The organism is Enterococcus sp. JNUCC 77 (assembly GCF_054819945.1).
Genome location: NZ_JBTHIG010000001.1, coordinates 975,425 through 1,001,729 on the forward strand (window position 1 = coordinate 975,425; position 26,305 = coordinate 1,001,729).

Consider the following 26,305-nt stretch of genomic DNA (forward strand, 5'->3'; position numbering starts at 1 on the left):
ATGATGAAACCAGAAACGAAAATTTTAAAAGATCGTTTTGGGCGAGTCCATGATTATGTTCGTATTTCTGTGACTGATAAATGCAATCTCCGTTGTGTTTATTGTATGCCAGAAGAAGGATTACCTTTTTTTCCAGATGACAAAGTATTAAGTGGTCATGAAATTATTCAAATGGTAGAAAATTTCGCTGCTATGGGTGTAAAAAAAATACGCCTGACAGGAGGAGAACCATTATTACGGCAAGATATTGAAGAAATAATTACTGGTATTGCTGAAATTCCTGAAATTGAAGATATTTCAGTTACAACCAATGGTTTAGCATTAGTTAAAAAAGCTGAAAAATTATACCAGGCAGGATTAAATCGCTTGAATATTAGTTTGGATACTTTTGATCCAGTTAGTTACAAAACAATGACTCGCGGTGGCCAATTACAACGAGTACTAAATGGAATTGAAGTCGCTAGCCAGTTGCCTTTTGATAAAATCAAAATTAATACGGTTATTATCAATGGTCAAAATGATCATGAAATGGTTGATTTTTTAAAATATTCCATTGATCATGATGTTAATGTTCGCTTTATTGAATTTATGCCGATTAGTCAGGAAAATAAAGCGGACTGGGCGAAACAATATATGGGTATTGAACAAGTTTTTGATATTTGTGATATGCAAGGTTGGAAAGTTGAAGCAATCGATTTAGCAGGAAACGGTCCTTCTGACAATTATAAAATAATTGGTGGAAAAGGGAGCTTCGGCTTGATTCATCCGATCAGCTGCAATTTTTGTGAAAGCTGTAATCGTCTGAGAGTTACTGCGGATGGTTGTGTGAAATCTTGTTTATATTGGGATGAAGAGGATAGCGTTAGAGAAGAAATTGCTGATTTTTCAGCTTTTGAAGAAAAAATTCAAACTATTTTAGGGACAAAACCAGAAAATCATGAAATGGCCTTAGCAGAAGCTGATAAAGTAAAAGATAAGAAGCCAACCTGGCGACACATGAGTCAAATTGGTGGGTAAATAAAGTGCTAAATAATTTTAAACACACCAAACTTTTTTTCAATAAAGCGCTATCTTTTAAATTGTGAACGTGGTAATCTTAAAATAAGATTACTACGTTTTTTTATGAAGGAGGGATTTATTTGCAAACAATAGCAACAAAAGATGCAGTCGGTATGAGACTAGTCCAAGACGTAACTCAGATTATTCCAGGTGAAAAAAAAGGTCCTCGCTTTAAAAAAGGGCATTTGATAAAGTCTGAAGATGTTCCAATTTTGTTATCGATGGGGAAAGAAAATCTCTACGTTTGGACAGAATCTGACGATATGCTCCACGAAGAGGCGGCAGCGGAAATATTATATCAAATGTGTGCTTCGGAAAATGTTTATCCAACTGATGTTTCAGAAGGAAAAATTGAAGCAAAATCTAAAGTCTCGGGTTTATTAAAAGTTGACGTGGAACGTTTAAAGAAACTCAATAGCTTTGGTGAAATGATGATTGCGACAAAGCCAACTTATTTTGAAGCTGAAAAAGATCAGACTGTTGCAGGAATGCGTGTTATTCCTTTATTTATTGAAAAAGAAAAAATGAATCAAGTTGTTGAGTTAGTTGGCCCAGCACCGTTACTTGAGATTGCGCCATTTAAGTTTAAAAAAGTTGCAATCGTTACTACAGGGAGTGAAATTTTTAAAGGACGAATTAAAGACGGCTTTGAACCAGTGCTTAGAAAAAAAATGGCCGCCTATCCGACTGAAATTGTAGCAGTGAAAATAGTTGATGATCAATTATCTATGATTAAAGAAGCGGTTAACGAAATGTTGGCAATTGCCGATATCGTTTTATGTACAGGTGGAATGAGTGTTGATGCTGACGATCTGACACCGCGAGCAATTAATGAAAGTGCGGATGATTTTGTAACATATGGAACGCCAGTTTTACCGGGCGCCATGTTTGCGTTGGCTTATACAAAAACCGGTCAAGCAATCATGGGATTGCCAGGCTCAGTTATTTTTGCTAAACGAACTGTTTTTGACCTTATTTTCCCTCGTATTATGGCAGATATACCGGTCGATTTTTCTGATATTGCTGATTTAGGACACGGTGGATTATTGTAGAAAGTAGGGATTTTATGTCACCATTTATGCTGTCAATGAAGACGGCACTAGTTTCGATTTTGATTACTTTTGTATTGAGCTTACTAACGGCAAAGTTCGTTAGTGGTTTACGGCACAAAAGTATTCGAGCAGTTTTTGATGGCCTTTTAACTTTACCAATGGTTTTACCGCCAACAGTTGCTGGTTTTTTCTTATTATATCTTTTTGGTGTTCAGCGACCATTAGGGAAATTATTTTTGGAAATATTTAATTGGCGGATTGCATTTTCATGGGGGGCAACGGTGATTGCAGCAGTAGTCATTTCTTTTCCATTGATGTATCGATCCGCTCTGGGTGCATTAGAGCAGGTGGATGAAAACTACTTGTATGCCGCTCGAACATTAGGATTATCCGAAACCTATATATTTTTACGGATACAGCTCCCTTTGGCAACTCCTGGAATTTTATCAGGTGGAATTTTAGCATTTGCCAGAGGTTTGGGAGAGTTCGGAGCCACAGCGATGATTGCCGGAAATATTCCAGGAATTACTCGTACCTTGCCGTTATCAATATATTCTTACGTGTCTGCGGGTCGTATGCAAGACGCCTATAAAGAAGTAGGAATTATTGTCGTATTTTCATTTGTTATTGTTGTGCTAATGAATGTGCTAACATTTAAAAGAAGAAAAAAGGGAAAAATATGAGCTTAGAATTGAAGATAAAAAAGAAACTACAGGAATTTACTCTTTCAGCAGAAATTACTTCACAGGATGATTTGACTGCATTATTAGGAGCTTCTGGTTCTGGAAAAAGTATGCTTTTAAAATGTATCGCTGGAATTGAAACACCAGATGAAGGATATATTCGTTTAAACGGACGAACTTTATTTGACTCGCAGAAAAAAATCAATTTGAAACCGCAAAAAAGAAAAGTAGGCATTTTATTTCAAAATTACGCTTTGTTTCCTAACTTCACTGTCCGTCAAAATATTGCTAGTGGATTAAAGAAAAAATCTAATCAACGAACCAACCAGCTATTACAGCAATTCGAGCTAGAAAACATAGCTAATCAATACGGCGAAGAGTTATCAGGTGGTCAGCAGCAAAGGGTAGCATTGGCTCGTTTGTTAGCGAGTGAACCTGAAATTTTATTATTAGATGAACCTTTTTCCGCGTTGGATACTTTTTTAAAAGATAAAGTCGAATTAGAAATGAAAAATTTCATTAATAATTATCAAGGAGACGTGTTCATTGTTACCCACAATCGTAACGAAGCCTATCGTTTATGTGAAAAACTAATTATTTTGCATCAAGGGGAAACGCTTGAACAAGGTGATTTAAAAAGGATTTTCGCAAAACCTAAGTATTTGGCCACATCAAAATTAACTGGCTGTAAAAATTTTTCAGCAATCGAAAAAATAAGTGATTATCAACTACGTGCGCTTGATTGGGGTATTGAGCTAACAACTAATGAAAAAATATCAATAGACATTAGTTATATTGGTATACGTTCTCATTATTTTCAAACAGGACAAGTAGGAGAGCAAAATACGTTTGAAGTGACAGTAATCGATCAAACAGAGAGTCCTTTTGAAATTCAAAAATATTGTCAGACTGAATATTCAGACGAAATCATCTGGTGGGAATATGAAAAAAATCAAAAAGCAGCTGAAAATTTTTCGGTTTATTTGAAAATTTCACCTAAAAATATTCAATTACTTAAAAATTAGGAGGTGAAAAAAGTGGCTTTTAAAGTCGTTGTAATAACTGCAAGTGACAGTGGCTATGCTGGAAAAAGAGAAGATTTAAGTGGAGAAAAAGTAATTGAAATTTGTCAAAAAAATCAGTTGTCTGTCATAAAAAAAATAATCTTACCTGATGAAGCTGCCTTATTAAGTCAAACGATGGAACAAATAGCTGATCAAGAAGAAGCTGATTTAATCTTAACGACTGGCGGTACGGGCCTTGCTCCGAGAGATTGTACACCAGAAGCAACACTAGCCATTGCGGATCGAATGGTTCCTGGTTTTTCAGAAGCAATGCGCAGCTTAAGCTTGCAAATAACAAAGCGGGCGATGCTAAGTCGGGGCGTTTCGGTTACAAGAAAAGCTACATTAATCATTAACTTACCGGGAAGCACCAAAGCAGTTGATGAGTCTTTGTCCTACATTATTGATCAAATCCCTCATGCATTGGCCTTATTAAAGAATCAAAAGCAAGCTTCTCAAAATCATTTTGAAAAATAAATATTTTTTATAAAAGATTATTGACGTTTTTTGAAATTATTTAGATAATTAAGATAAGTCAAACAAGAGGAGGAATAAAATGAAGAAAAAAATATTAGTATGGTTGTTGGGACTATCGATTCTTGGTGTGTTTAATGTTGGTGAGAAAGTAGACGCCGCAGAAATGTTAAGATTGTACAATCCTAATTCAGGTGAACATTTTTACACGGCTGACGGAACTGAAAAAAATCAATTAGCATCCGCTGGCTGGCAGTACGAAGGAACAGGCTGGGTAGCTCCAGATAATGGAGATCCGGTTTATCGTGTGTATAATCCGAATGTAGGAGATCACCACTATACCCTAAACGTAAGTGAAAAAGATCATTTAATTTCAGTTGGTTGGCAATATGAAGGGATTGGCTGGTATTCAGACACGCAAGAAACAGTTGCCGTTTACCGCGCATATAATCCAAACGCACAAACCGGTAGCCATAATTACACAACAAATACTGGTGAGCAACAAAGTTTATTATCAGCAGGTTGGCATGATGAAAATATTGGTTGGTATGCCATTGGAGAAGGACGACCAATAGTCAATCCATCTACTCCTGGTAATTCTAACAATAGCGGCGTTTATGTTGATGCCCAAGGAAATGGATTAATTAAAGGTTCTCAAAATAATATTTATCATATTCCAGGAAGTAAGTATTATGATCGTACAACAAATGTTGTTGCGTGGTTTAAAACTATTGCCGAAGCTGAGGCTGCTGGATATCGTGCACCTCAAAATTAACAAAAAAGGATTCATGCACTCATAAGAATGCATGAATCCTTTTTATCATATTATTTTTCTGGAGTAAAACCGTAATCTTTGAAAATATCACTAGCTGCGTCAGATTTTAAGTATTTTAAAAATGTTGCAGCAGCTTTGCTGTTTTTACTGTCTTTGATTTGTCCAATTGGATAAACAATTGGTTCTGTTAAGCTATCTTCCGGTGCTGTTGCTACGATTTCAACTTTGTCAGTTGTTTTAGCATCTGTTTCATAGACTAGCCCTGCATTGGCGCTACCTTCAGCTACCCAATTTAGTACCTCTGTTACATTTGTTCCTTGAGAAAACTTACTTTGTAATTCATCCCACAAACCTAATGAAGTTAAAGCTTCTTGTGCATATTGTCCCGCTGGTACGCTCGCAGGATCACCAATTGCAATGGTTTCAGCTTTTGTTAAATCGTCAAAGCTCGAGATATCATCTGGATTGTCAGTAGGAACAATTAAGACTAATTTGTTTTCTAGAAGATTGCTGACTGTTTTATCATCAATAAAGCCACCTTCTTCTAAAGCTGTCATTTGTGCAGTCGCTGCAGAGAAGAAAATATCAGCATCTAAACCTTGTTCAATTTGCGTTTGCAATTTACCTGAACTATCATAAGTTCCTTCAATCGTCACATTTGGATGTTCTTTCTCATAAGCTGGGATTATTTTTTCTTCAAATGCATATTGCAAGCTGGCTGCAGCTGCAATTTTAACGGTAACTTTTTCCTCGCTACTGCTGGCTCCACTGCTGTCAGTTGCTGATGAGTTGGAACTTGTATCATTACCGCTGCCACACCCACCTAGTAATAATAAAGATACTCCTGCTGCTAATAAACCAAATTTCAATTTTTTCACGTCAAATATCCTCCTACTTCTTTTTGATAAATTAAGTTTAGCACGCTATTCGTGTAAAAGATAGCGTTTTCTTAAAAAAAATAAGTATAAACAAATTTTTTTTAGTTTTTTTAGAAACAACTAAAAAAACTGATGTAACAGTATTTGTAACCAAAATATTTTTTTGGTCTGTTTGTTTTTACTAATAATTGATGATATAATTTGTAAGAAGAAATTTTTTTAGCAAAAAAAATAGAGCGGTTACATATTACAAAATAATCATAATTTAAGAAAAGTAGGTGATATTTATGAAAGAAATATTTGAATTTTTGTTACAGCAATTTGAAGAGAAAAAACCAGTAGTCTTAGTTACTGTTGTCAATAGTCATGGATCAGCACCAAGAAAACAAGGAGCGAAAATGCTAGTTGGTGAAGAGGGGATTCTAGCAGGGACGGTAGGAGGTGGAAAAGTTGAGTACACTTGTATCACAAAAGCTCAAGATTTATTAACGAAAAAAGAAAATGCTTTTGAGAAATATAAACTGACGCCTAAGGAAGCGGCAGGTTTGGGTATGGTTTGTGGTGGACAAGTGGAAATGCTGTTCCAATATTTATCCTTTGAAACAAAAGAATTATTTACAGTGATTAATCAGGCTTTAACTGCTTTACAAAACAATCAAGCTGCTTATTTATTGACAGCGTTGGATTTAGATTCAGATCAACCCATCATCTTTTTGGCTGAGAAATCAGAAGATACAGAGGATTTTCCTGAGAAGAGCGGAGTGATTATTTATCAAGAAAATGAGTATATTGCAGAGGTTCTAAGCCAGCCTGGGAAAGTTTATATTTTCGGAGGCGGGCACGTTTCTCAAGCTTTAGTTCCTGTTTTACAGTATTTAGATTTTTATACAGTCGTACTAGATGATCGTCCGGAATTTTTAACAGACGTACTTTTTCCAGCAGCTGATCAACGAAAGCTGGTAGATTTCGAAAATATTCCAGCAACAGTAGAAATTACCAAAGATGATTTTGTCATCTCGGTGACAAGAGGACATTTATTTGATTTCAAAGTTGCTGTTCAACTGTTGCATTCACCTGCTTACTATATCGGTATGATGGGCAGTGCTCATAAAATTGCAGTTCAAAAGAAGAAATTAAAAGAATCAGGTTTTAGCCAAACTGAAATAGAGCGAATTTATATGCCAATTGGTTTATCAATTAAAGCCGAAACACCACCAGAATTGGCGATTAGTATTGCAGGAGAGTTAATCAAAGTTAGAGCTGAAAAAAATGAAAACTAAACCGACTAAAGAATTATCTGAATGTTTTAACTTACCTGAAAAAGCCGTTGTTTCAATTATTGGCAGTGGTGGTAAGACAACTCTGTTAAACTACTTGGCGCAAAAATATGCAGCTGAAAAAGTTTTAGTTGCCACAACGACGAAAATGAGGATGCCTGAAAAGAATGAGTATGATCAAATATATTTTTCTGAGTTTGACCAATTAGGTAAAAAAAGCGGAATTAGTTTTGCAGCAAGAGTAACGTCAGATGAAGAAAAAGTGACTTTTCCTTCTGATCCGGCTGTCCGTGCATCTTTTGCAAATTTTGATCAGGTTTTTTTAGAAGCGGATGGTTCGAAACAATTGCCATTAAAGGCTTGGGCTGATTTTGAACCAGTCATTTTGCCAGAGACAACGGTCACAATCGGTGTGCTGCCAATCAAAGCCTTGCATAAAAAAATTAATACAACTACGGTGCATCGCTTACCATTATTTTTAGAATGGCTGTCTGTTGTGGCTGAGAAAGAAATAAGTTTAAAGCTCCTTGCTGAAATTGTAATCCAAGAAAAAGGTTTATTTTATTTAGCGCAGGGAATAGAAATATTATTCATTAACCAAGTAGATACAAAAGATGATCTAGAAAATGCTCAACAATTAGCAGAAGAAATCAATCAATTTCCCCATCAAATAACTAAAATCATTGCTGGTAGTGGGCAAAAAGAAGAGGGAATAATTTTATGGGAAAAATAAATGAAACAATCGTCGTGATTCGTGGCGGTGGAGATTTGGCAACTGGTGTAGTTCAAAAATTTCAACGAACGGGCTTTAAAGTATTGATTTTGGAAATAGCCCAACCGCTGGCGATTAGACGAACAGTTGCGTTGTGTTCCGCAGTTTACGATGGTGTTTATCAAGTGGAAGATATTAAGGCTAGAAGAGCAGATTCATTTGAGGAAATAAACAAAATCTGGCAAGCGAGTGAGGTACCAATTCTAATTGATCCTGAAGGAAAATCTATTGAAAAACTGAAGCCAACCATCGTGGTAGATGCGATTTTGGCTAAACGTAATTTAGGAACCAGTCAACAATTAGCACCGATAACTATCGCATTAGGCCCAGGATTCACGGCTGGAAAAGATGTAGATATTGTAATCGAAACCATGCGCGGACACGCATTAGCTAAATTAATTTTTTCTGGAACAGCTTTACCGAACACGGGTGTCCCAGGAATTATCGGTGGCAAAAGTAATGAAAGAGTGATTCATTCACCTGCTGGTGGTAAAGTTGAACATATCCATCAAATTGGAGATCGGGTAAAAAAAGATCAGGTACTTTTTAAAGTTGATAATGTGGAAGTGAAGTCTCCATTAGATGGCACCTTAAGAGGATTAATTGAAGCAGGGTTAACTATTCGAAAAGGTTTAAAAGTAGCTGATGTTGATCCACGACCGTCAGAAGAAATTGATTATTTAGCTATTTCTGACAAAGCTCGAGCATTAGGGGGGGCGGCTTTGGAGGCGGCCTTTATTAAAATGAATCAACTGAAAAGTTTGGAGTAATATCCAAACTTTTTTTGAAAAAAAGGACCTGAACTATTTTTAGTTCAGGCCTAGAATTTATCCAATGTAATTGTATAGAGTATATTTTGAAATATTGAAAAACTTCGCTACTTTGTCTCCTGATTTAGTAATCAAGAAAGCACCTTTTTTATTCAAGAACTGGATGCTCTTAACTTTATCTTCTTTAGTCATTAGAGCCACAGGTTTACCAACGATTCGGACAGATTCCAAAATTAATTCATCAAGTAATTGATTGACGTTTTTTGGAATCAAACTATTGTCAGTTGTTGTCTCTTCTTCAGAAGTGGCAGTTAGTTTATGCAACGCATTTTCAGCTGCAAAGATGGAGGAAGTATCAAAGTTGATTGAAAAGATACCATCTAACTTACCTTCATCATTTTTAAAATAAATTGTGCTAGATTTTAACACGCGACCATCGTGAGTGCGGGTTAAATAATTAAATCGGTTTTGTAATTCTTCTGGATCTTTTTTCAATGTTTCTAATACGATTTGAGAAGGGCCATCACCAATATGACGAGCAGTCACGTGGCCGTTTTCAATATAGATAATTGAATGCTCCGCATCGTCTGAATCAACCTTGTGAATGACAACTTCACAATCTTCACCAAATTGAGTTGTAATCGCTTTACCAATTTGTCGCAAAAATTCCACATTGTTTTCTGATAGCATCTTAAAAACCTCCAATATACCAATCTCATGATAACAAGACTTTAATTTTTCGTGTTTTCTCAAAACAATATTACCATGAAAATATTGAGAAAACAAACCAACAAAAAAATTTTTTAGTAAGGCTTTTTTTTTTTTAGTTTTGTGCTATACTATGGTTAAGCAAGAAACAACAAGAAACGTTGACCACAAAATTGTAAAGGGCTTCAAAAAAAGTTTTTTATGATTTAAAAAATTAAAATTGTAAGCGTTATCTAAAAGGAGGAAAACTATGTTACTCATTGGAAATGGTCACTTAATTACGCGTCAAAAAGAAAATGCTTTTATTGAAAATGGTGCAGTTGCAATCGATGGAAAAACGATTAAAGAAGTTGGCCAAACAAAAGATTTGAAGGCAAAGTACCCAGAGGCAGATTTTATTGACGCAAAAGGTGGCGTGATTATGCCAGGGTTTATCAACATGCATAATCATATCTATAGTACATTTGCTCGTGGATTAAGTATTAATGGTTACAATCCAAAAAACTTTATGGATATTTTAGAAGGTCAATGGTTCAAAATTGATAGTGAAATGAACAATCATACGACATTACAAAGCGGACGAGTTTCTTATTTAGAAAGTATTAAAAATGGTGTTACAACAATGTTCGATCATCAAGCAAGTTATGGAGAAGTTAGCGGTAGTTTGGAACAATTATCAAACGCTGCTGACGAGATGGGTATCAGAACTTGTTTATGTTATGAAGTCTCTGATCGAAATGGCGTAAAACCAGCTGAGGAAGCAATTGAAGAAAATGTTCGATTCATTAATGCTGCTAAAGCGCGTAAAGATGATATGCAAAAAGCTATGATGGGGATGCATGCAGCCTTTACAGTTTCAGATGAAACATTTGAAAAAGCACGTAAAGTAACACCTTCAGATATTGGTTTCCACATTCACGTGGCAGAAGATATTGCTGATGTGAAAGACTCACTACACAAGTACAATAAGCCAATCGTTAATCGCCTTTATGATTTAGATATTTTAGGTTCTAAATCAATGTTAGGTCACTGCATTTATATCAATCCACATGAAATGAAACTAATTAAAGATACAGACACAATGGTTGTAACAAATCCTGAATCTAATATGGGTAATGCAGTAGGTTGCCCACCAATTATTCGAATGTTTAATGAATTTAATATTATGTGTGGTTTAGGGACAGATGGTTACACGCAAGATATAACCGAATCTTACAAAGTAGGAAACATTATTCATAAACATCACTTAGCAGATCCAACTGTTGCTTGGGCTGAAATTCCAGCAATGTTATTTGACAACAATGCTGCGATGGCAAACCGCTATTTTGACACTAAACTTGGTGTATTAGAACCTGATGCTGCTGGCGATGTAATCATTGTAGATTATCACGCAGCTACTCCAATGAATGAAAGTAATTTTAATAGTCATATTTTATTCGGTATGAATGGTGCAAATGTAACTGACACAATTGTTGCTGGAGATGTTCGAATGCGTAATCGTGAAGTGGTTGGAATTGACCAAGAGGAAGTTTACGCAAGTGCCCGTGAAGAAGCTGTTAAATTATGGAATAGAATTAACAAATAGAAAGTCAAATCAATGAGGTGAAAAAATATGAGCGATATTATGCGCCCGATTTCAATCGATGCGTTACTTGATTGGGTCATGCAGGAATATAAAAAGTCTGGCACAATTTTCGGTGTTAGAAAGTTCTTTAAGCCAGAAGGTGACAAACAAATTTCTTTATTCAATGAAAAGATGGAGACACCGATTGGCCCAGCAGCAGGTCCACATACGCAATTAGCGCAAAACATAGTTGCTTCTTACTTAACAGGTTCACGTTTCTTCGAATTAAAAACGGTACAAATTTTAGATGGTGAAGATTTACCTGTAGCAAAACCTTGTATCTCAGCTCGCGATGAGGGTTACAACTGTGAGTGGTCTACCGAGTTACGTGTACCTCAAGCGTTTGAAGAATATGTCAAAGGCTGGTTTGTTTTAAAATTATTGGCGCGTGAATTTGATTTAGGCGATCCTGATGGTTTTATTTTCAATATGAGTGTTGGATATGACTTAGAAGGAATTAAAACGCCTAAGATCCAAAAATATATTCATGAGATGCAAGATGCAAAAGCTACACCAATTTGGGCGGAGTGTGTTGAAGCAGCAAAAAGTCGATTGAATCAATTTACCCGAGTGGATGAAGATTACATTAATCATATTAGTCCGAAAGTTTCCCATTCTATTACTCTATCGACGTTACACGGGACTTTACCGCATGAAATCGAACAAATTGCTGTTCACTTATTAGATGAACAAAAGTTAAATACTTTCATTAAATGCAATCCGACGTTATTAGGTTATGAATATGCTAGAAAAACTATGGATGAACTTGGCTTCGATTATATGGAATTTGATGACCATCATTTTACTGAAGATTTACAGTTTGAAGATGCTGTACCGATGTTACAAAGGCTACAAGATCTAGCCGATAAAGAACAGTTAAACTTCGGGGTGAAAATTACCAATACTTTCCCTGTTGATGTAGGACAAGATGAATTACCATCTGAAGAAATGTATATGTCTGGTCGCTCACTGTATCCATTATCAATTATGGTTGCGAAAAGATTATCTGACGCTTTCCATGGTGAGCTACAGATTTCTTATTCCGGTGGTGCCGATGTATTCAATATGAAAGATTTGTTTGAAGCAGGTATTTGGCCAATAACAGTGGCGACAACTTTATTAAAACCAGGCGGTTATCAACGCTTAACCCAAATGGCTAATGTTGTTTCAACCCTAGATTATCCAACTCATGTGAAAGTTGATTTAGAAAAAGTCAGTAAATTAGTTGAAAAATCAACCGAAACAGCAAAATATCAAAAATCAATAAAATTACCTGGATCTCCGAAAATTAAAGAAACAGTGCCTTTACTAAGCTGTTATACGGCGCCTTGTCGCGGAACTGGTGGCTGCCCAATTGACCAAGATATTCCAGCTTACTTACGTTATGTAGAAGAAGGCAAATATCTTGATGCGTTGAAAGTAATTGTGGATAAAAATCCACTACCATTTATCACTGGAACAATTTGTGCCCATCCTTGTGAAACAAAATGTACCCGTCAATTTTATGAAGGCGCTATCGATATTCGTGGCGTGAAATTAGAAGCGGCAGAACATGCTTACGATGAATTATTAGCTTCAATGGTTAAACCTGAACCAGTTACTGATGCACCAAAAACAGCTGTTGTTGGTGGTGGACCGGCAGGGATTTCAGCAGGTTATTTATTAGCTCGCGAAGGTTTCCCAGTAACTGTATTTGAAAAAGATACAACCTTAGGTGGCGTTTGTAGTCAAGTCGTACCAGAATTTAGAATTTCGATGGAAAGCGTGCAAAAAGATGTCGAGATGGCACGTTTCATGGGGGCGGAGTTCAAGACTGGTCAAGCAGCACCAAGTTTAGAAGATTTAAGAGCGCAAGGATATGAAAAAGTGATTTATGCTATTGGCGCTTGGAAACATAATAATTTGAAATTAGAAGCTGGTGAAGCAATTAATTCACTAGAATTCTTAGTTAAAACACGGCAAAACACGCAAGAAAATCCGTATGGTGAAAACATTGTCGTAATCGGCGGCGGAAATACCGCTATGGATTGTGCTAGAGCCGCAAAACAATTACCAGGAGTCAAAGAAGTTTCGCTAGTTTATCGTCGTGACAAACGAAATATGCCAGCCGATGAAGAAGAATTGTATTTGGCACTAGATGATGATGTTACTTTCCGTGAGCTACTTGCACCAATTAAATTAGTTGATGGTAAATTAACTTGTGAAGTAATGAAACTGGGAGCTCGTGATGCATCAGGTCGTAAGCGTCCGGAACCAACTGGCGAGTTTGTTGAAGTGAAAGCAGACGTAGTGATTTCAGCAATCGGTGAAAAAGTTGATGATACCTTCTTTAATTCAGTTGGCATCGAAACAGATAATCGTGGTCGTGTAGTAGTTAATCCACAAACTTTGGAAACTAACTTAAAAGATGTTTTTGTAGTTGGTGATGCTAACTTAGGACCAGCAACAATTGTGGAAGCAATTGCAGATTCAACAAAAGCTTGTAATGCGATTGTTGAAGTTCATAATCGCAACTATGAACGGGCAAATCTAAATATTGATACCGCTTCAGTTCGAGCAAAACGCGGAGATATGGTGATACCGGAAAACCCGATGAGTCAAGCAGCTCGTTGTTTAGAATGTTCAACTGTATGTGAATCATGCGTAGACGTTTGTCCAAACCGAGCAAATATCGTCGTGATGGTTCATGATGAACCACAAATCATGCACGTTGATCGGATGTGTAATGAATGTGGCAACTGTGAAACATTCTGTCCATACTCTAGTGCACCATACAAAGATAAATTTACTTTATTTAATTCAGAAGAAGATTTTCACGATAGTACAAATGAAGGTTTCTATGTAGTAGATCCAAGTCGTAAATTAGTCTTGGTTCGAAACAAAGGCGAAGAAAATACATTCTCATTAATTGATGGCAATGTGAAGGTAGCAAATGGCTTACAAGATATGATGGAAACTGTTATTGATGACTATGCTTTCGTTTTAGCGAACTAAGAGGTGAAAGAAATGTCAATCGTAATCAAAGGTGGAACGGTCGTTTCAAGTCATGGCCGTCGACAGTTAGATATTAGAATTAACGGCGAAAAAATCACCGAACTCGGCAATGGTTTATCTATTGCCGACGGTGAAGAAGTCGTCGATGCAACAGGATGTTTCATTTTTCCTGGATTAATTGATGGTCATACCCATTTAGAGCTAAATAATGGGATGACCGATACTTCAGATGATTTTACAACGGGTTCAATTGCCGCTGTGGCAAAAGGGACAACGACAGTCATTGATATGGCGACACCTGAACATGGTGGCACTTTAGATGAATGTCTCATTACTTGGAACAAAATGGCTGAAGGAAAATCCTCGGCAGACTTCAATTATCACATGTCAGTTATCGAATGGAATGAAAACATCGCAAAAGAGATTCCCAAAATGGTCAAAAAAGGGGTCACAACTTTTAAGATGTATATGGCTTATGACAATTTGCGGACCAATGATGCCGAATTGTATGAAGCAATGAAAATTATTAAATCAGTTGGCGGTATGTTAGGTGTGCACTGTGAAAATGGCGATGTCATCAATCAGTTGCAAGCAGAATATTTAAAGGCTGGTAAAACTGGTCCTGAAAACCATCCATTAACACGACCAAATCAATTAGAAGCCGAAGCGGTCAATCGCTACTTAACGATTGCTAAACAAGCAAATCTTGCGGTGAATATTGTGCATTTAAGCACAAAGGAAGCTTTAGAAGTGGTAAAACGTGCACGAGCTGAAGGTCAGGAAGTTTACGTAGAAACTTGTCCACAATATTTATTGTTAGATGACGAGGCTTACGGATTACCAAATTTTGAAGGCGCGAAATATGTTTGCTCGCCACCGTTAAGAAAAAAAGCAGATCAAGAAGCTCTGTGGCAAGGAATTATTGATGGAGAAGTAAATACGATTTCTACCGATCATTGTGATTTTAATTTTAAAGATCAGAAAATAATAGGAAAAGATGATTTTACAAAAATTCCTGGTGGAATGCCAGGAGTGGAAAGTCGTCCCGAACTTGTATATACCGCAGGAGTAGCAGCCGGCAAGATTACTCCTGAACGTTTTGTTGAATTGTTGTCAGAAAACATTGCCAAACAATTCGATTTATATCCACAAAAAGGCATCATTCAAGTCGACAGTGATGCTGATATCGTTATTTGGGATCCGGAAGCTACGGGTGTGATTAGTGCTAAAACACAGTTACAACATTGTGATTACACACCATTTGAAGGATTCCAAACAAAGGGTAAAGCCCGAAGTGTTTATTTAAGAGGAAATAAAGTCGCAGAAAATGGCGAAATTATTTCAACAAAACAAGGGAAATTTATTTTCCGCAAGATTACTTAAATTTTTAGGAGGCGTATTCAGTGAGTAAAATCAAATGGGTAAAAAATGAGATGCCCAAATCAGACGATCAGTATTTACATTTAATGAACCAAGAAAATATGGAAAAAGCAGGTTTCTTCCATCGAAGTTTCCCGCAGTATTCTGAAACGCCACTGGTTGATCTAACCCATATGGCAAAATTATTAGGCTTAAAAGATTTCTTCGTAAAAGATGAATCTTATCGTTTTGGCTTAAATGCGTTTAAAGTATTAGGCGGGTCATATGCGATTGCCAACTACGTAGCAGATAAAGTTGGTGACGACATTGAAACAATGACCTACGAACGTTTGACTTCACCAGAGTTGGAAAAAGAATTTGGGACAGCAACTTTTTATACAGCAACTGACGGAAACCATGGTCGTGGCGTTGCTTGGGCTGCTAGTGCTTTAGGACAAAAATCAGTGGTCTTGATGCCAAAAGGTTCTGCTAAATCACGTTTCGATAATATTGCAAATGAAGGCGCTGACGTAACTATTACAGATGTGAACTATGACGAAGCTGTTCGGATGGCAAATGATTTAGCTGAAAAAGATGAAAACGGTGTAATGGTTCAAGACACTGCTTGGGATGGCTATGAAAAATTACCGACATGGATCATGCAAGGTTACGGTACGATGGCTTCAGAAGCTGCCAAACAGTTAAAAGAAGAAAACAAACGACCAACTCATATTTTTGTACAGGCGGGTGTAGGTAGTTTAGCAGGTGCAGTCGTTGGTTACTTTGCCAATATTTACAAAGACAATCCACCAAAATTAGTTGTAATGGAAGCACAAGCTGCTGATTGTCTATACAAATCAGCTGAAGCAAAAGATGGCAATATCAGAATTGTTGACGGTGATTTAGATACGATTATGGCCGGTCTTGCTTGTGGTGAACCAAATACGATTTCATTTGATATTTTGAAAAATCATGTTGATTATTTTGTATCTTGTCCAGACTGGGTAGCTGCAAAAGGCATGCGGATGCTAGGAAACCCGGTTAAAGGCGATCAACAAGTGATTTCAGGTGAATCAGGAGCGGTCGGAATGGGTTTAGTTGCTGCTTTAATGCAAGATCCTGAATATGTTGATTTAAAAAATGCACTAGAATTAAATTCGGAATCAGAGGTATTGATGTTCTCAACTGAAGGAGACACCGATCCTGATAATTATAAACACATTGTGTGGGGGGAATAGGAAAAATGGATTTTAACGCAATCAAAGACGCAGCAAAAAATTATGAAAAAGACATGGTCAAATTTTTACGAGACTTAGTAGCAATTCCTGGTGAATCTGCTGAAGAAGGTCCGAAATTACAAAGAGCTAAAGAAGAAATGGAAAAACTTGGTTTTGATAAAGTAGAATTCGATCCTCAAGGAAACTTATTAGGCTATATGGGTACTGGTAAAAAATTAATTGCTTTTGATGGTCATATGGATACAGTTGCTATTGGTGATCGTGACAACTGGAAATTTGATCCTTATGAAGGTTACGAAACAGATACTGAAATCGGTGGCCGCGGAACATCTGACCAAGAGGGCGGAATTGTTTCAGCTGTTTACGGTGCTAAAATCATGAAAGATTTAGGTTTATTAAATGATGATTACACTGCATTAGTAACAGCTACTGTTCAAGAAGAAGATTGTGATGGCTTATGTTGGGAATATATTATTAAAGAAGATAAAATTCGTCCAGAATTTGTTGTTTCAACTGAACCAACTGATGGTGGAATCTACCGTGGCCAACGGGGAAGAATGGAAATTCGTATCGATGTTCACGGAATTTCTTCTCATGGTTCTGCACCAGAACGTGGCGATAATGCAATCTACAAACTATCAGATATCTTAAATGATGTACGTGATTTAAATAATAATGGTTGTACTGAAAGTACCGAGATTTTAGGTCTTGAAAAAATGTTACATGAAAAATGGAATCCTGAATGGCAAGAAGCGCGTTTCTTAGGTCGTGGAACAGTGACTGCTTCACAACTTTACTTCTCTTCTCCATCTCGTTGTGCCGTTGCAGATGGTGCGTCTGTATCATTAGACCGTCGGATGACTGCTGGCGAAACTTGGGAAGGTTGTCTAGAAGAAATTCGTCAATTACCAGCTGTAAAACGTTATGGCGACGATGTAACAGTTTCACTTTATAATTATGACCGTCCTTCATACACAGGTTTGGTTTATCCAATCGAAGCGTACTTCCCAACTTGGGTAATTCCAGAAGAATCTCCAGTAACGCAAAGCTTAATGGAAACTCATCATGAATTATTTGGTGAAAAACGCTTAGGCCCAGATACACAAATTAAAATGCGTGAAGCTCGCCCATTGTTAGATAAATGGACCTTCTCGACAAACGGTGTATCAATTATGGGACGTAACGGCATTCCTTGTATCGGTTTTGGTCCAGGGGCTGAAGCACAAGCACATGCACCAAATGAAATTTCATGGAAACAAGATTTAGTAAACTGTGCGGCTTTCTATGCAGCATTACCAACAATTTATACAAAAAACACTAAATAATTTTGCTTTTTCTAGTGAGTCCCTTGCTATTGACTCACTAGAAAACCATTTAAAAAATATATCTTAAGGAGAGCGACAATGGCTGAATTCAAAGACTTAGTAAAAAATATTGAGGATAAAAATACTTCCGGTTTATACGGCGGGGACTTTCTACAAACATGGGAAAAAAATGATGATGAAATTGATGCAGTTTTAAATACGGCAGATGCGTTAAGAGATTTACGTGAAAGAAATATTTCAACTAAAATTTTCGATTCAGGTTTAGGTGTATCGATTTTCCGTGATAACTCTACACGGACACGTTTTTCATTTGCATCAGCTTGTAACATGCTTGGTTTAGCAGTACAAGATTTAGATGAGAAAAAATCACAAATCTCTCATGGTGAAACAGTACGTGAAACAGCAACAATGATCTCATTTATGGCAGATGTAATTGGTATTCGTGATGACATGTATATCGGTAAAGGCGATGCTTACATGCGCGAAGTCATTGAATCAGTGAAAGAATCTCATGAAGCTGGTATTTTGGAACAACGTCCGAACTTAGTAGATTTACAAGATGACCAAGATCATCCAACACAAGCGCTGGCAGACTTGGATCATATTATTCATGAATTAGGCGGCGTAGAAAACTTAAAAGGTAAAAAAATTGTTATGTCATGGGCATACTCACCATCATATGGCAAACCTTTATCAGTAGCACAAGGAATTATCGGTTTGATGACTCGTTTCGGAATGGATGTTGTCTTAGCTCACCCAGAAGGCTACGAAGTGATGCCTGAAGTGGAAGAAATCGCTAAGAAAAATGCTGAAAAATCTGGTGGTAAGTATTCTAAAACAAATGATATGAAAGAAGCCTTTAAAGATGCTGACGTGATTTATTGTAAATCTTGGGCACCATTTAAAGCAATGGAAGAAAGAACTGAGCTTTATGGTAAAGGCGACTTTGATGGCATTGATAAACTAGAAGAAGAATTATTAGTTCAAAACGCCAATCATAAAGATTGGGCTGCAACTGAAGAAATGATGAGCTTAACTAAAGATGGCAAAGCATTGTATATGCACCCACTTCCAGCTGACATTACTGGTGTTTCTGCTGAAGAAGGTGAAGTTGACGCTTCTGTCTTTGATCGCTACCGTGATGAATTATATCGTGAAGCAAGCTACAAACCATATGTGATTGCTGCAATGATCTTCTTATCTAAATTCCAAGATCCTGCAAAAGCATTGAAAGATTTGGAAGCTCGTGGTACCGAACGTAGTATTTCTAAAAAATAATAATTAAATATAAGAGGCTCTGATGATTAATGACCAATCTCTGTAGCCTCTTTCTTATACGAAAGGAGTACCAAAATGACAAAAGTTGTCGTTGCCTTAGGCGGAAATGCTTTAGGAAATAATTTGGAAGAACAAATGGAAGCGGTTAAACAAACTGCACTTTCCATTGTAGATTTAGTTGAAGAAGGTTATCAAGTGGTTTTAGTTCATGGAAACGGCCCACAGGCTGGCATGATTAAACTAGCCATGGATGAATTAACTGCTACTGATGAGAAAAAATATCCACCAGTATCTCTATCAGTCGCAGTAGCGATGAGTCAAACTTATATTGGCTATGACTTACAAAACGCCCTAAGAGAAGAAATGCTGCACCGTGGCATTCACAAACCAGTAGTGACGGTTGCTACACAGGTTGTGGTTGATAAAGATGATCCTGCCTTTGATAAACCAACTAAACCAATTGGACGTTTCATGGAAAAAGATGAAGCGGTTCGAATGGCTATTGAGAAAGATATTACCGTGATGGAAGACGCTGGACGTGGCTACCGCCAAGTAGTTGCTTCACCAAAACCAAAAGAAATTGTTGAATTAGAAACAATCAACACCCTAATCGGTGCTGATCAACTAGTTATCTCTTGTGGTGGTGGCGGTATTCCGGTGATTAAAGAAGCAAATGATCATTTGAAAGGTGTTCCAGCAGTTATCGACAAAGATTACTGTTCTGTTTTATTAGCTGAAACAATCGATGCTGATTTCCTAGTGATCCTGACTGCAGTTGAACAAGTTGCTTTGAATTTCGGTACAGTAGAACAAAAGAACCTTGAAAATGTTTCTGTTGAAGAAATGAAAAAATACGTTCGTGAAGGTCATTTTGCACCAGGATCAATGTTACCAAAAGTTGAAGCGGCCATTGATTTTGCTGAAAAATCAGGAAAACGGACATTAATTACATCATTAGAGAAAGCCAAAGATGGCTTAGCTGGAAAAACTGGTACAGTTATTTCAAAATAAATTGACTTTTTATAAGGAGGACTTAAAGTGGCAAATAAAGTGAACAATAGTAAAAAAGCACCAGCAGCGATCGGACCTTATTCTCATTCGATTCAACATGGTAATATGTTGTTTGTTTCTGGACAATTAGGGATTGATCCTGCAACAGGTGACTTAAAAGAAACAGTTCGGGAGCAAGCAATCCAAGGTTTTGAAAATTTTAAAGCGATCATTGAAGAAGCTGGATTTACTTTTTCTGATGTAGTAAAAACGACAGTCTTTTTGACAAATATGGATAATTTTGCAGAAGTCAACGAGGTTTATAGTCAATACTTTACTGATTGGGAACCAGCTCGCTCAGCAATTGCGGTTGCTGCCTTACCAAAAGGTGGACTTTTTGAAATGGAAGCAATTTTAGTGAGAGATTAAAAATTAAAGGAGGTACGTGTTATGGCAGAACCCAAAGAAACTATACTCGTATCAGAAAAAACCAATGCCCTGTTTGACTATGACGCCGTACCTTCACTAATTGAAGTGGTGCCGTTAGGTTTGCAACATGTTATTGCCGCTGTGGTGGGTATTGTCACACCGGGATTAATGATTGCGCAGGCATGTAATTTGAGCGCTAGCGACACCACGCTAATCATTCAAACATCGCTTATTTTTGCTGGTGTTGCAATGTTAATTCAATTGTTTCCAGTTTTTCGTTATTTTGGAGCACGCTTACCGGTTATGATGGGAGCGAGCTTTGCTTACGTTCCAGTTTTAATTACTATGGGAGCAAATTGTGGTATTGCAACTATTTTTGGTTCGCAAATTTTTGGTGGTCTAGCAGTTATATTTATTGGATTAGTCATCAAAAAAATTCGAGTTTTCTTTCCGCCAATTGTCACTGGAACAGTCATTTTGAGTATTGGGATGTCTTTGTTTCCAGTTGCTGTAGGATACATGGCAGGCGGCGTTTCAAGTTCTGAATATGGCTCAATGAAAAATTGGTTGGTTGCGATTATTACGTTTATTATTGTTTTTTATTTGAATAGTTTTGGCAAAGGATTTTTAAAATTATCATCTATTTTAGTTGGTATGGTTGTAGGTTATTTAATTTCATTACCATTAGGAATGGTTTCTTTTGAATCCGTTAAAGAAGCTGGTATGTTTCAAATGATTCGGCCTTTACATTTTGGCTTAAACTTTAACTTTGTTCAAATATTCACTTTGATTTTATTGATATTTGTTGATACTGTTCAAGCCATTGGTCAATTCACAGCTACAACAGTTGGAGCAATGGATCGACAACCGACGGATCGTGAATTATCTGGTGGTATTTTAGGCAAAGGTTTAGCTGTTTTTCTAGGAGGATTCTTTGGTGGAGTACCAATTTCAACTTTTGGTCAAAATGTTGGCTTAGTGATTTCGACTAAAGCAATTAATAAATATATTTTAACTTTCACATCAGCAATTCTAATTATTGCAGGTTTTGTACCGAAAATTGCTAGTCTGTTAACATCAATTCCTTATGCAGTGATTGGTGGCGCAACTATTTCAGTTTTTGCAACGATTGCTTTAACGGGAATTCAGACCATTGCTAATGAAAAATTAACCTCACAAAATGCTACTATTGTTGGCTTATCACTAGCTTTAGGGACTGGGGTAGCTTTATCAGCTAATTCATTGCAAGGATTTCCAGAGTGGTTTCAAACAATCTTCGGGGAGTCAGAAGTGATTTTAACAGCCATTATGGCGATTCTTTTAAACATCATTTTTAATCGACCAAAATTAAAAAAATAGTGTAATTCAGGAGCTTTGTAAAGTAGATCATCTTAGGTTTGAACAAACTTCCAAAATAAGAAATAAAATTTTAAAGTCTTCACAGGTTCGTTAATTTTAACAAGTTTTTTTAGAAAAACCTTACCTCTACATTTTAATTGCCTTTAGCTAATTTGTTTTTCTCGATGCAAATTTAAGTTGACCTACTTTCGCTGTTCCTGTTTTCCATAAAGCAATAGTAAATATCTAATAAAACATTTATAATTAAGAAAAGGGCTCTGCTGAAAAGGTAAAGCCCTCTTTTTTTAAAACCGTTATCTATTTTAAAAATAACGAGGTGAAGGAATGAATAACGAAGCAAAGCTTGATTACACCATGACGCTGCGTCTAAAAAAAGGGGAGGTCTTCTTTGGTCCTGGGGTAGCTGAAGTCCTTTTTTTTGTTAGTGAAACAGGTTCACTAAGTAAAGCTGCTAAAGAAATGAATATGTCTTATAACAAAGCTTGGAGAATTTTACAAAAAGCTGAAAAATGTTGGGGACAACCATTGATAGAGTCAATAGTTGGTGGTAAAAATGGCGGCGGATCACAGTTAACCAAAGAAGGAAAACGACTATTAACTAATTATCAAAATTTCGAAAAAGAGACTTATAGTTTAGTTGATAAAACTTTTGAACGTTTTTTCTCACAAGATATGAATCAAAAAAAGTAAATAGAAGACTATATTCGACTTAGTAAAACGAAACAAATCAAAATTATATTTTGACTTGTTTCTTTTTTTAAAAATCGCAGATAAACGAACTTTAAATAACGAATAATAAATTTTAAAATACCCAAAAATAAATATTTTTTGAATACAAAAAATATTTTTGATGGTATAATGTTTTTGAGATAAAAACTTATTTTTAATAGTATAGGGGTGTAAAAATATGTATTCATTTACTGTAAATGGCCAGCCAGTCACATGTGAAGAAGATAAAGAGTTGATGCATTTCTTGCGAGATGATTTGCGTTTGACTGGTACAAAAGATGGTTGTGATTCAGGAGCTTGTGGCGCTTGTACTGTCATTATAAATGGAAGGGCTTCCAAAAGCTGCTTATTTTCATTATCAAAAGTTGATGGAAAAGATGTAACAACGGTTGAAGGGATTAGCCAGCGCCAAAAAGATGTTTTTGCATATGCTTTTGCTAAAACTGGAGCTGTTCAATGTGGCTACTGTATTCCGGGATTTGTTGTCTCTGCTGTAGGTTTATTAGAAAAAAATCCAGATCCAAGTGAAAAAGATATTCGTAAAGGTATTCGAGCAAATATTTGTCGCTGTACTGGTTATGTGAAAATTATCGAAGGAATACAATTAGCAGCGCAAATGTTAAGAGAGGAAACGCCAATCCCTGAGGAGCCAGCTGAAGGAAGATTAGGTGATGATTTCAAACGAGTTGATGCTGTAGAAAAAACACTAGGAACAGGCATTTATGTAGATGATATTGTCGTCCCTGGAATGCTTCACGCATCTGCCGTAAGATCAGCTTATCCAAGAGCGAAAATCTTAAAAATCAATTCAGAAAAAGCTTTGGCTCATCCAGACTGTGAAGCAGTACTCACAGCAGCAGATGTTCCCGGAAATAATAAAATTGGTCACTTAGAATTTATTTCTGACTGGGATGTAATGATTCCAGAAGGTGAAATCACTCGATATGTTGGAGATGCTATTGTGCTAGTAGTTTCTAGCAATAAAGATTCATTAACCGAAATTAAAGAATTAGTTGAGATTGAATATGAGGTTCTTGAACCACTAACGTCTTGCGAGCAAGCAATGGCTGAGGATGCACCAAAAATCCATGAAAAAGGTAATGTATTAAGTCATGAGCATTTAATTCGTGGAAATGTCGAAGAAAAATTAAATAATTCAAAATATGTAGTTACTGAACATTATTCTGTACCTATTAATGAGCACGCTTTCATGGAGCCTGAATGTGCTATCGGTCAACCTGAAGGAGATGGGGTATTGCTTTGGAGTGCTGGCCAAAGTATCTATGATGAGCAACGAGAATGTGCTCGTATGTTAGGTTTAGAAAAAGAAAAAGTCCATGTTCAAGCGAAACTTGTCGGTGGTGGTTTCGGTGGTAAAGAAGATATGAGCGTCCAGCATCATGCCAGTTTGGCAGCTTATCTATTAAAGAAACCAGTCAAAGTTTTACTTAGCCGAGATGAAAGTTTGATGGTTCATCCGAAACGTCATGGTATGGAAATGGATTTCACAACTGGTTGTGATGAAGAAGGTAATTTAACTGCAATGAAGGCTGTGATTTATTCTGATACGGGTGCTTATGCTTCCTTGGGAGGACCTGTTTTACAAAGAGCATGTACTCACGCGGCAGGACCATATAAATATAAAGATATCGATATTGAAGGTTTTGCAGTTTATACTAATAATCCACCAGCAGGAGCTTTCCGCGGATTTGGTGTGTGTCAAACAGCTTTTGCGATTGAATGTAATTTGAATTTACTAGCCGAAAAAGTTGGTATCAGTCCTTGGGAAATTCGTTATAAAAATGCAGTTGAACCAGGTGATGTTTTACCGAATGGTCAAGTTGTTTCAAAAAATGCGGCTTTGAAAGAAAGCTTGCTAGCTGTTAAAGATGCCTATGAAAATGCCGATGTAGCTGGGATTTCATGTTTCTTTAAAAATAGTGGAATTGGTGTTGGTTTATCTGATATTGGTCGATGTATCGTTTCCGTTGAAGATGGCAAGGTGCATGTTCGAACTTCGGCAGCTTGTATTGGTCAAGGAATGCAAACGGTTACTACTCAAATAGCTGTTGAGGCTTTAGATATTGATCCAGCATTAATTATTGCAGAACAGCCAGATACGGCTCGTACACCAGATTCAGGTACTACCACTGCTTCTCGGCAATCATTATTTACCGGTGAAGCAACACGAAGAGCGGCAATGCAATTGAGAGTAGACTTAGACATGGGACGTACTTTGGAATCCTTGGAAGGGCAAGAATATTTTGGTGAATATTCTGCGATTACTGATCCATTAAATTCTGAAAAAGAAAATCCAGTAAGCCATGCCGGCTATGGCTACGCATCTGAAGTAGTTACTTTGGATGAAAAAGGGAAATTAGAAAAAATATATGCATCTTATGATATGGGTCAAGTAATTAATCCAAGAGCAGCAGAAGGACAAATTGAAGGCGGAATTGTTATGGGCTTGGGCTATGCATTGACAGAAAACTTTGCGATGGAAGATGGATTTGTGAAAGCAAAATATGCTACTCTTGGTTTAATGGATGCTTCCAAAGTACCACCAATTGATACAAGTTTTGTTGCAGCTAAAGACATTCATGAAGGATTAGCGTACGGGATAAAAGGGGTCGGTGAACTTTCAACGATTCCAACGGCACCAGCAGTAGCCGGAGCATACCATGCCTTTGATGGAGAGTTAAGAAATGTCTTACCAATAGTCAATACACCTTACCAAAAAAAGAAAAGATAATGAGGTAGCTCATGGTAATTTCTGATACAAGTATCGTAATCATGGCGAGTGGTTTTTCAAATCGCATGAAGAAAAATAAATTATTTTTAACTTATCAAGGGGAAACATTTTTAACGCGGGCACTTAAGTTAGCATTAAAAAATTCTGCATTTCATGAAGTATTATTAGTCATTAAACCAGAGGATTTGGCTAAAATAGAAATACCGCCAAAAGTTAAAGTAGTTTTAAATCACGAGAGCGGTCTTGGCCAAAGCACCAGTGTAAAGTTAGGTGCCTCAGAGGCTAGTGGAAAACATCTTATTTTTATGCCGATTGACCAACCTAGATTATCCAGTGAATTGCTAGAAAAACTGGCAAAACAAGGGGACAGTCAAAATATTGTCTACCCAATCCATAACGGAAATCCCAGTTCCCCAACTTTTTTTGGGGAAAAATATATAGCTGAATTAAAAGAAGTAGGTGGTCAAACTGGTGGACGTAAAATACGTGACAAGTATCATGATTTTACGATTGAAATTCCTTGGTCGAAAGAAGAATTATTCGATATTGATACGCCAGAAAATTATCAAGAATTACTAGAAAAAAGTAACAAAGTATTATAAAATAGTGTTAGGTGAATACCTATTACCGCACTGTCAAATTCGTTTGTCCAGAGGTAGAATCTTTTAAGATTCTACCTCTTTTTTAAGAGATAAGTTTGTAAATGTTTACACAGA

The 26,305-nt window shown here is 36.7% G+C and carries 23 protein-coding genes; 21 read left to right on the plus strand and 2 right to left on the minus strand.

Annotated features, from left to right (window positions below):
• The 6 genes from moaA (at nt 1) to ACVWNY_RS05015 (ending at nt 5,107) form a co-directional block, all read left to right on the plus strand.
• Nucleotides 1-1,017: a GTP 3',8-cyclase MoaA gene (moaA, locus tag ACVWNY_RS04990; protein WP_246601357.1), complete on the plus strand. Its 1,017-nt coding sequence runs from the start codon at nt 1-3 to the stop codon at nt 1,015-1,017.
• Between the two features lie 122 nt (nt 1,018-1,139).
• A complete protein-coding gene (locus tag ACVWNY_RS04995; RefSeq protein ID WP_218324716.1) occupies nt 1,140-2,111 on the plus strand; it encodes a molybdopterin-binding protein in 972 nt (323 codons plus the stop codon).
• Between the two features lie 14 nt (nt 2,112-2,125).
• Nucleotides 2,126-2,794, plus strand: coding sequence for a molybdate ABC transporter permease subunit (gene modB, locus ACVWNY_RS05000; protein ID WP_461211724.1), 669 nt, complete (start codon nt 2,126-2,128; stop codon nt 2,792-2,794).
• Nucleotides 2,791-3,819 (plus strand): sulfate/molybdate ABC transporter ATP-binding protein, encoded by a 1,029-nt coding sequence (locus tag ACVWNY_RS05005; RefSeq protein ID WP_218324718.1) that lies wholly within the window; start codon nt 2,791-2,793, stop codon nt 3,817-3,819. The genes modB and ACVWNY_RS05005 overlap by 4 nt, the downstream gene beginning before the upstream one ends.
• A 12-nt stretch (nt 3,820-3,831) precedes the next feature.
• Nucleotides 3,832-4,335: a MogA/MoaB family molybdenum cofactor biosynthesis protein gene (locus tag ACVWNY_RS05010; RefSeq protein WP_218324719.1), complete on the plus strand. Its 504-nt coding sequence runs from the start codon at nt 3,832-3,834 to the stop codon at nt 4,333-4,335.
• Between the two features lie 79 nt (nt 4,336-4,414).
• Nucleotides 4,415-5,107: a sunset domain-containing protein gene (locus ACVWNY_RS05015; protein ID WP_454071794.1), complete on the plus strand. Its 693-nt coding sequence runs from the start codon at nt 4,415-4,417 to the stop codon at nt 5,105-5,107.
• 50 nt (nt 5,108-5,157) lie between these two features.
• On the opposite strand, the gene modA is transcribed toward ACVWNY_RS05015, so the two are convergent.
• Nucleotides 5,158-5,985, minus strand: a complete 828-nt coding sequence (gene modA, locus ACVWNY_RS05020) for a molybdate ABC transporter substrate-binding protein (protein WP_218324721.1) — start codon at nt 5,983-5,985, stop codon at nt 5,158-5,160.
• A gap of 287 nt (nt 5,986-6,272) precedes the next feature.
• Here modA and ACVWNY_RS05025 point away from each other — a divergent pair, with 287 nt between their 5' ends.
• From ACVWNY_RS05025 to yqeB, 3 genes are read left to right on the plus strand one after another with little or no spacing between them, the layout of a single operon-like run.
• Nucleotides 6,273-7,265 carry an XdhC family protein gene (locus tag ACVWNY_RS05025; RefSeq protein ID WP_218324722.1) on the plus strand — a complete coding sequence of 331 codons (993 nt, stop codon included), beginning with the start codon at nt 6,273-6,275 and terminating at the stop codon, nt 7,263-7,265.
• Entirely contained in the window at nt 7,255-7,995 is a 741-nt protein-coding gene (yqeC, locus tag ACVWNY_RS05030; RefSeq protein ID WP_218324723.1) for a selenium cofactor biosynthesis protein YqeC, read from the plus strand. The genes ACVWNY_RS05025 and yqeC overlap by 11 nt, the downstream gene beginning before the upstream one ends.
• Complete coding sequence (gene yqeB, locus ACVWNY_RS05035; RefSeq protein WP_218324724.1) at nt 7,983-8,804, plus strand: selenium-dependent molybdenum cofactor biosynthesis protein YqeB; 822 nt, start codon at nt 7,983-7,985, stop codon at nt 8,802-8,804. The genes yqeC and yqeB overlap by 13 nt, the downstream gene beginning before the upstream one ends.
• Before the next feature lie 57 nt (nt 8,805-8,861).
• Here the strand turns inward: yqeB and ACVWNY_RS05040 are convergent, their stop codons facing one another.
• On the minus strand, nt 8,862-9,494 hold the full coding sequence (locus ACVWNY_RS05040) for a helix-turn-helix transcriptional regulator (protein ID WP_218324725.1): 633 nt from the start codon (nt 9,492-9,494) through the stop codon (nt 8,862-8,864).
• 268 nt (nt 9,495-9,762) lie between these two features.
• On the opposite strand from ACVWNY_RS05040, the gene ssnA reads away from it, so the two are divergent.
• The 12 genes from ssnA (at nt 9,763) to ACVWNY_RS05100 (ending at nt 26,191) form a co-directional block, all read left to right on the plus strand.
• Nucleotides 9,763-11,097: a putative aminohydrolase SsnA gene (ssnA, locus tag ACVWNY_RS05045; RefSeq protein WP_218324726.1), complete on the plus strand. Its 1,335-nt coding sequence runs from the start codon at nt 9,763-9,765 to the stop codon at nt 11,095-11,097.
• Between the two features lie 27 nt (nt 11,098-11,124).
• Nucleotides 11,125-14,130, plus strand: coding sequence for a putative selenate reductase subunit YgfK (gene ygfK / locus ACVWNY_RS05050; RefSeq protein WP_218324727.1), 3,006 nt, complete (start codon nt 11,125-11,127; stop codon nt 14,128-14,130).
• Between the two features lie 12 nt (nt 14,131-14,142).
• A complete protein-coding gene (gene hydA / locus ACVWNY_RS05055) occupies nt 14,143-15,513 on the plus strand; it encodes a dihydropyrimidinase (protein ID WP_454071795.1) in 1,371 nt (456 codons plus the stop codon).
• Nucleotides 15,514-15,533: 20 nt separating this feature from the next.
• Entirely contained in the window at nt 15,534-16,727 is a 1,194-nt protein-coding gene (dpaL, locus tag ACVWNY_RS05060) for a diaminopropionate ammonia-lyase (RefSeq protein WP_218324729.1), read from the plus strand.
• 5 nt (nt 16,728-16,732) lie between these two features.
• The gene (locus tag ACVWNY_RS05065) at nt 16,733-18,052 is read left to right on the plus strand and encodes a YgeY family selenium metabolism-linked hydrolase (RefSeq protein ID WP_218324730.1); all 1,320 of its coding nucleotides are present in this window, start codon (nt 16,733-16,735) and stop codon (nt 18,050-18,052) included.
• Between the two features lie 78 nt (nt 18,053-18,130).
• Complete coding sequence (gene ygeW / locus ACVWNY_RS05070) at nt 18,131-19,330, plus strand: knotted carbamoyltransferase YgeW (RefSeq protein WP_218324731.1); 1,200 nt, start codon at nt 18,131-18,133, stop codon at nt 19,328-19,330.
• Between the two features lie 75 nt (nt 19,331-19,405).
• Entirely contained in the window at nt 19,406-20,341 is a 936-nt protein-coding gene (gene arcC / locus ACVWNY_RS05075; protein ID WP_438720274.1) for a carbamate kinase, read from the plus strand.
• Nucleotides 20,342-20,368: 27 nt separating this feature from the next.
• Nucleotides 20,369-20,749 carry a RidA family protein gene (locus tag ACVWNY_RS05080; RefSeq protein WP_218324733.1) on the plus strand — a complete coding sequence of 127 codons (381 nt, stop codon included), beginning with the start codon at nt 20,369-20,371 and terminating at the stop codon, nt 20,747-20,749.
• A gap of 21 nt (nt 20,750-20,770) precedes the next feature.
• Entirely contained in the window at nt 20,771-22,108 is a 1,338-nt protein-coding gene (locus ACVWNY_RS05085) for a nucleobase:cation symporter-2 family protein (protein WP_454071796.1), read from the plus strand.
• A gap of 324 nt (nt 22,109-22,432) precedes the next feature.
• On the plus strand, nt 22,433-22,798 hold the full coding sequence (locus ACVWNY_RS05090) for a winged helix-turn-helix domain-containing protein (RefSeq protein ID WP_246601358.1): 366 nt from the start codon (nt 22,433-22,435) through the stop codon (nt 22,796-22,798).
• 217 nt (nt 22,799-23,015) lie between these two features.
• Complete coding sequence (xdh, locus tag ACVWNY_RS05095) at nt 23,016-25,589, plus strand: selenium-dependent xanthine dehydrogenase (RefSeq protein WP_218324735.1); 2,574 nt, start codon at nt 23,016-23,018, stop codon at nt 25,587-25,589.
• Between the two features lie 11 nt (nt 25,590-25,600).
• Nucleotides 25,601-26,191 (plus strand): nucleotidyltransferase family protein, encoded by a 591-nt coding sequence (locus ACVWNY_RS05100; RefSeq protein ID WP_218324736.1) that lies wholly within the window; start codon nt 25,601-25,603, stop codon nt 26,189-26,191.
• The last annotated feature ends 114 nt before the right edge of the window (nt 26,192-26,305 follow it).

Coding starts and splice junctions, on each gene's coding strand:
- moaA (WP_246601357.1), top strand. CDS start 1: ATGATGAAACCAGAAACGAAAATTTTAAAAGATCGTTTTGGGCGAGTC.
- modB (WP_461211724.1), top strand. CDS start 2,126: ATGTCACCATTTATGCTGTCAATGAAGACGGCACTAGTTTCGATTTTG.
- ACVWNY_RS05005 (WP_218324718.1), top strand. CDS start 2,791: ATGAGCTTAGAATTGAAGATAAAAAAGAAACTACAGGAATTTACTCTT.
- ACVWNY_RS05015 (WP_454071794.1), top strand. CDS start 4,415: ATGAAGAAAAAAATATTAGTATGGTTGTTGGGACTATCGATTCTTGGT.
- ACVWNY_RS05025 (WP_218324722.1), top strand. CDS start 6,273: ATGAAAGAAATATTTGAATTTTTGTTACAGCAATTTGAAGAGAAAAAA.
- yqeC (WP_218324723.1), top strand. CDS start 7,255: ATGAAAACTAAACCGACTAAAGAATTATCTGAATGTTTTAACTTACCT.
- yqeB (WP_218324724.1), top strand. CDS start 7,983: ATGGGAAAAATAAATGAAACAATCGTCGTGATTCGTGGCGGTGGAGAT.
- ACVWNY_RS05040 (WP_218324725.1), bottom strand. CDS start 9,494: ATGCTATCAGAAAACAATGTGGAATTTTTGCGACAAATTGGTAAAGCG.
- ssnA (WP_218324726.1), top strand. CDS start 9,763: ATGTTACTCATTGGAAATGGTCACTTAATTACGCGTCAAAAAGAAAAT.
- ygfK (WP_218324727.1), top strand. CDS start 11,125: ATGAGCGATATTATGCGCCCGATTTCAATCGATGCGTTACTTGATTGG.
- hydA (WP_454071795.1), top strand. CDS start 14,143: ATGTCAATCGTAATCAAAGGTGGAACGGTCGTTTCAAGTCATGGCCGT.
- ACVWNY_RS05065 (WP_218324730.1), top strand. CDS start 16,733: ATGGATTTTAACGCAATCAAAGACGCAGCAAAAAATTATGAAAAAGAC.
- ygeW (WP_218324731.1), top strand. CDS start 18,131: ATGGCTGAATTCAAAGACTTAGTAAAAAATATTGAGGATAAAAATACT.
- arcC (WP_438720274.1), top strand. CDS start 19,406: ATGACAAAAGTTGTCGTTGCCTTAGGCGGAAATGCTTTAGGAAATAAT.
- ACVWNY_RS05085 (WP_454071796.1), top strand. CDS start 20,771: ATGGCAGAACCCAAAGAAACTATACTCGTATCAGAAAAAACCAATGCC.
- ACVWNY_RS05090 (WP_246601358.1), top strand. CDS start 22,433: ATGAATAACGAAGCAAAGCTTGATTACACCATGACGCTGCGTCTAAAA.
- xdh (WP_218324735.1), top strand. CDS start 23,016: ATGTATTCATTTACTGTAAATGGCCAGCCAGTCACATGTGAAGAAGAT.
- ACVWNY_RS05100 (WP_218324736.1), top strand. CDS start 25,601: ATGGTAATTTCTGATACAAGTATCGTAATCATGGCGAGTGGTTTTTCA.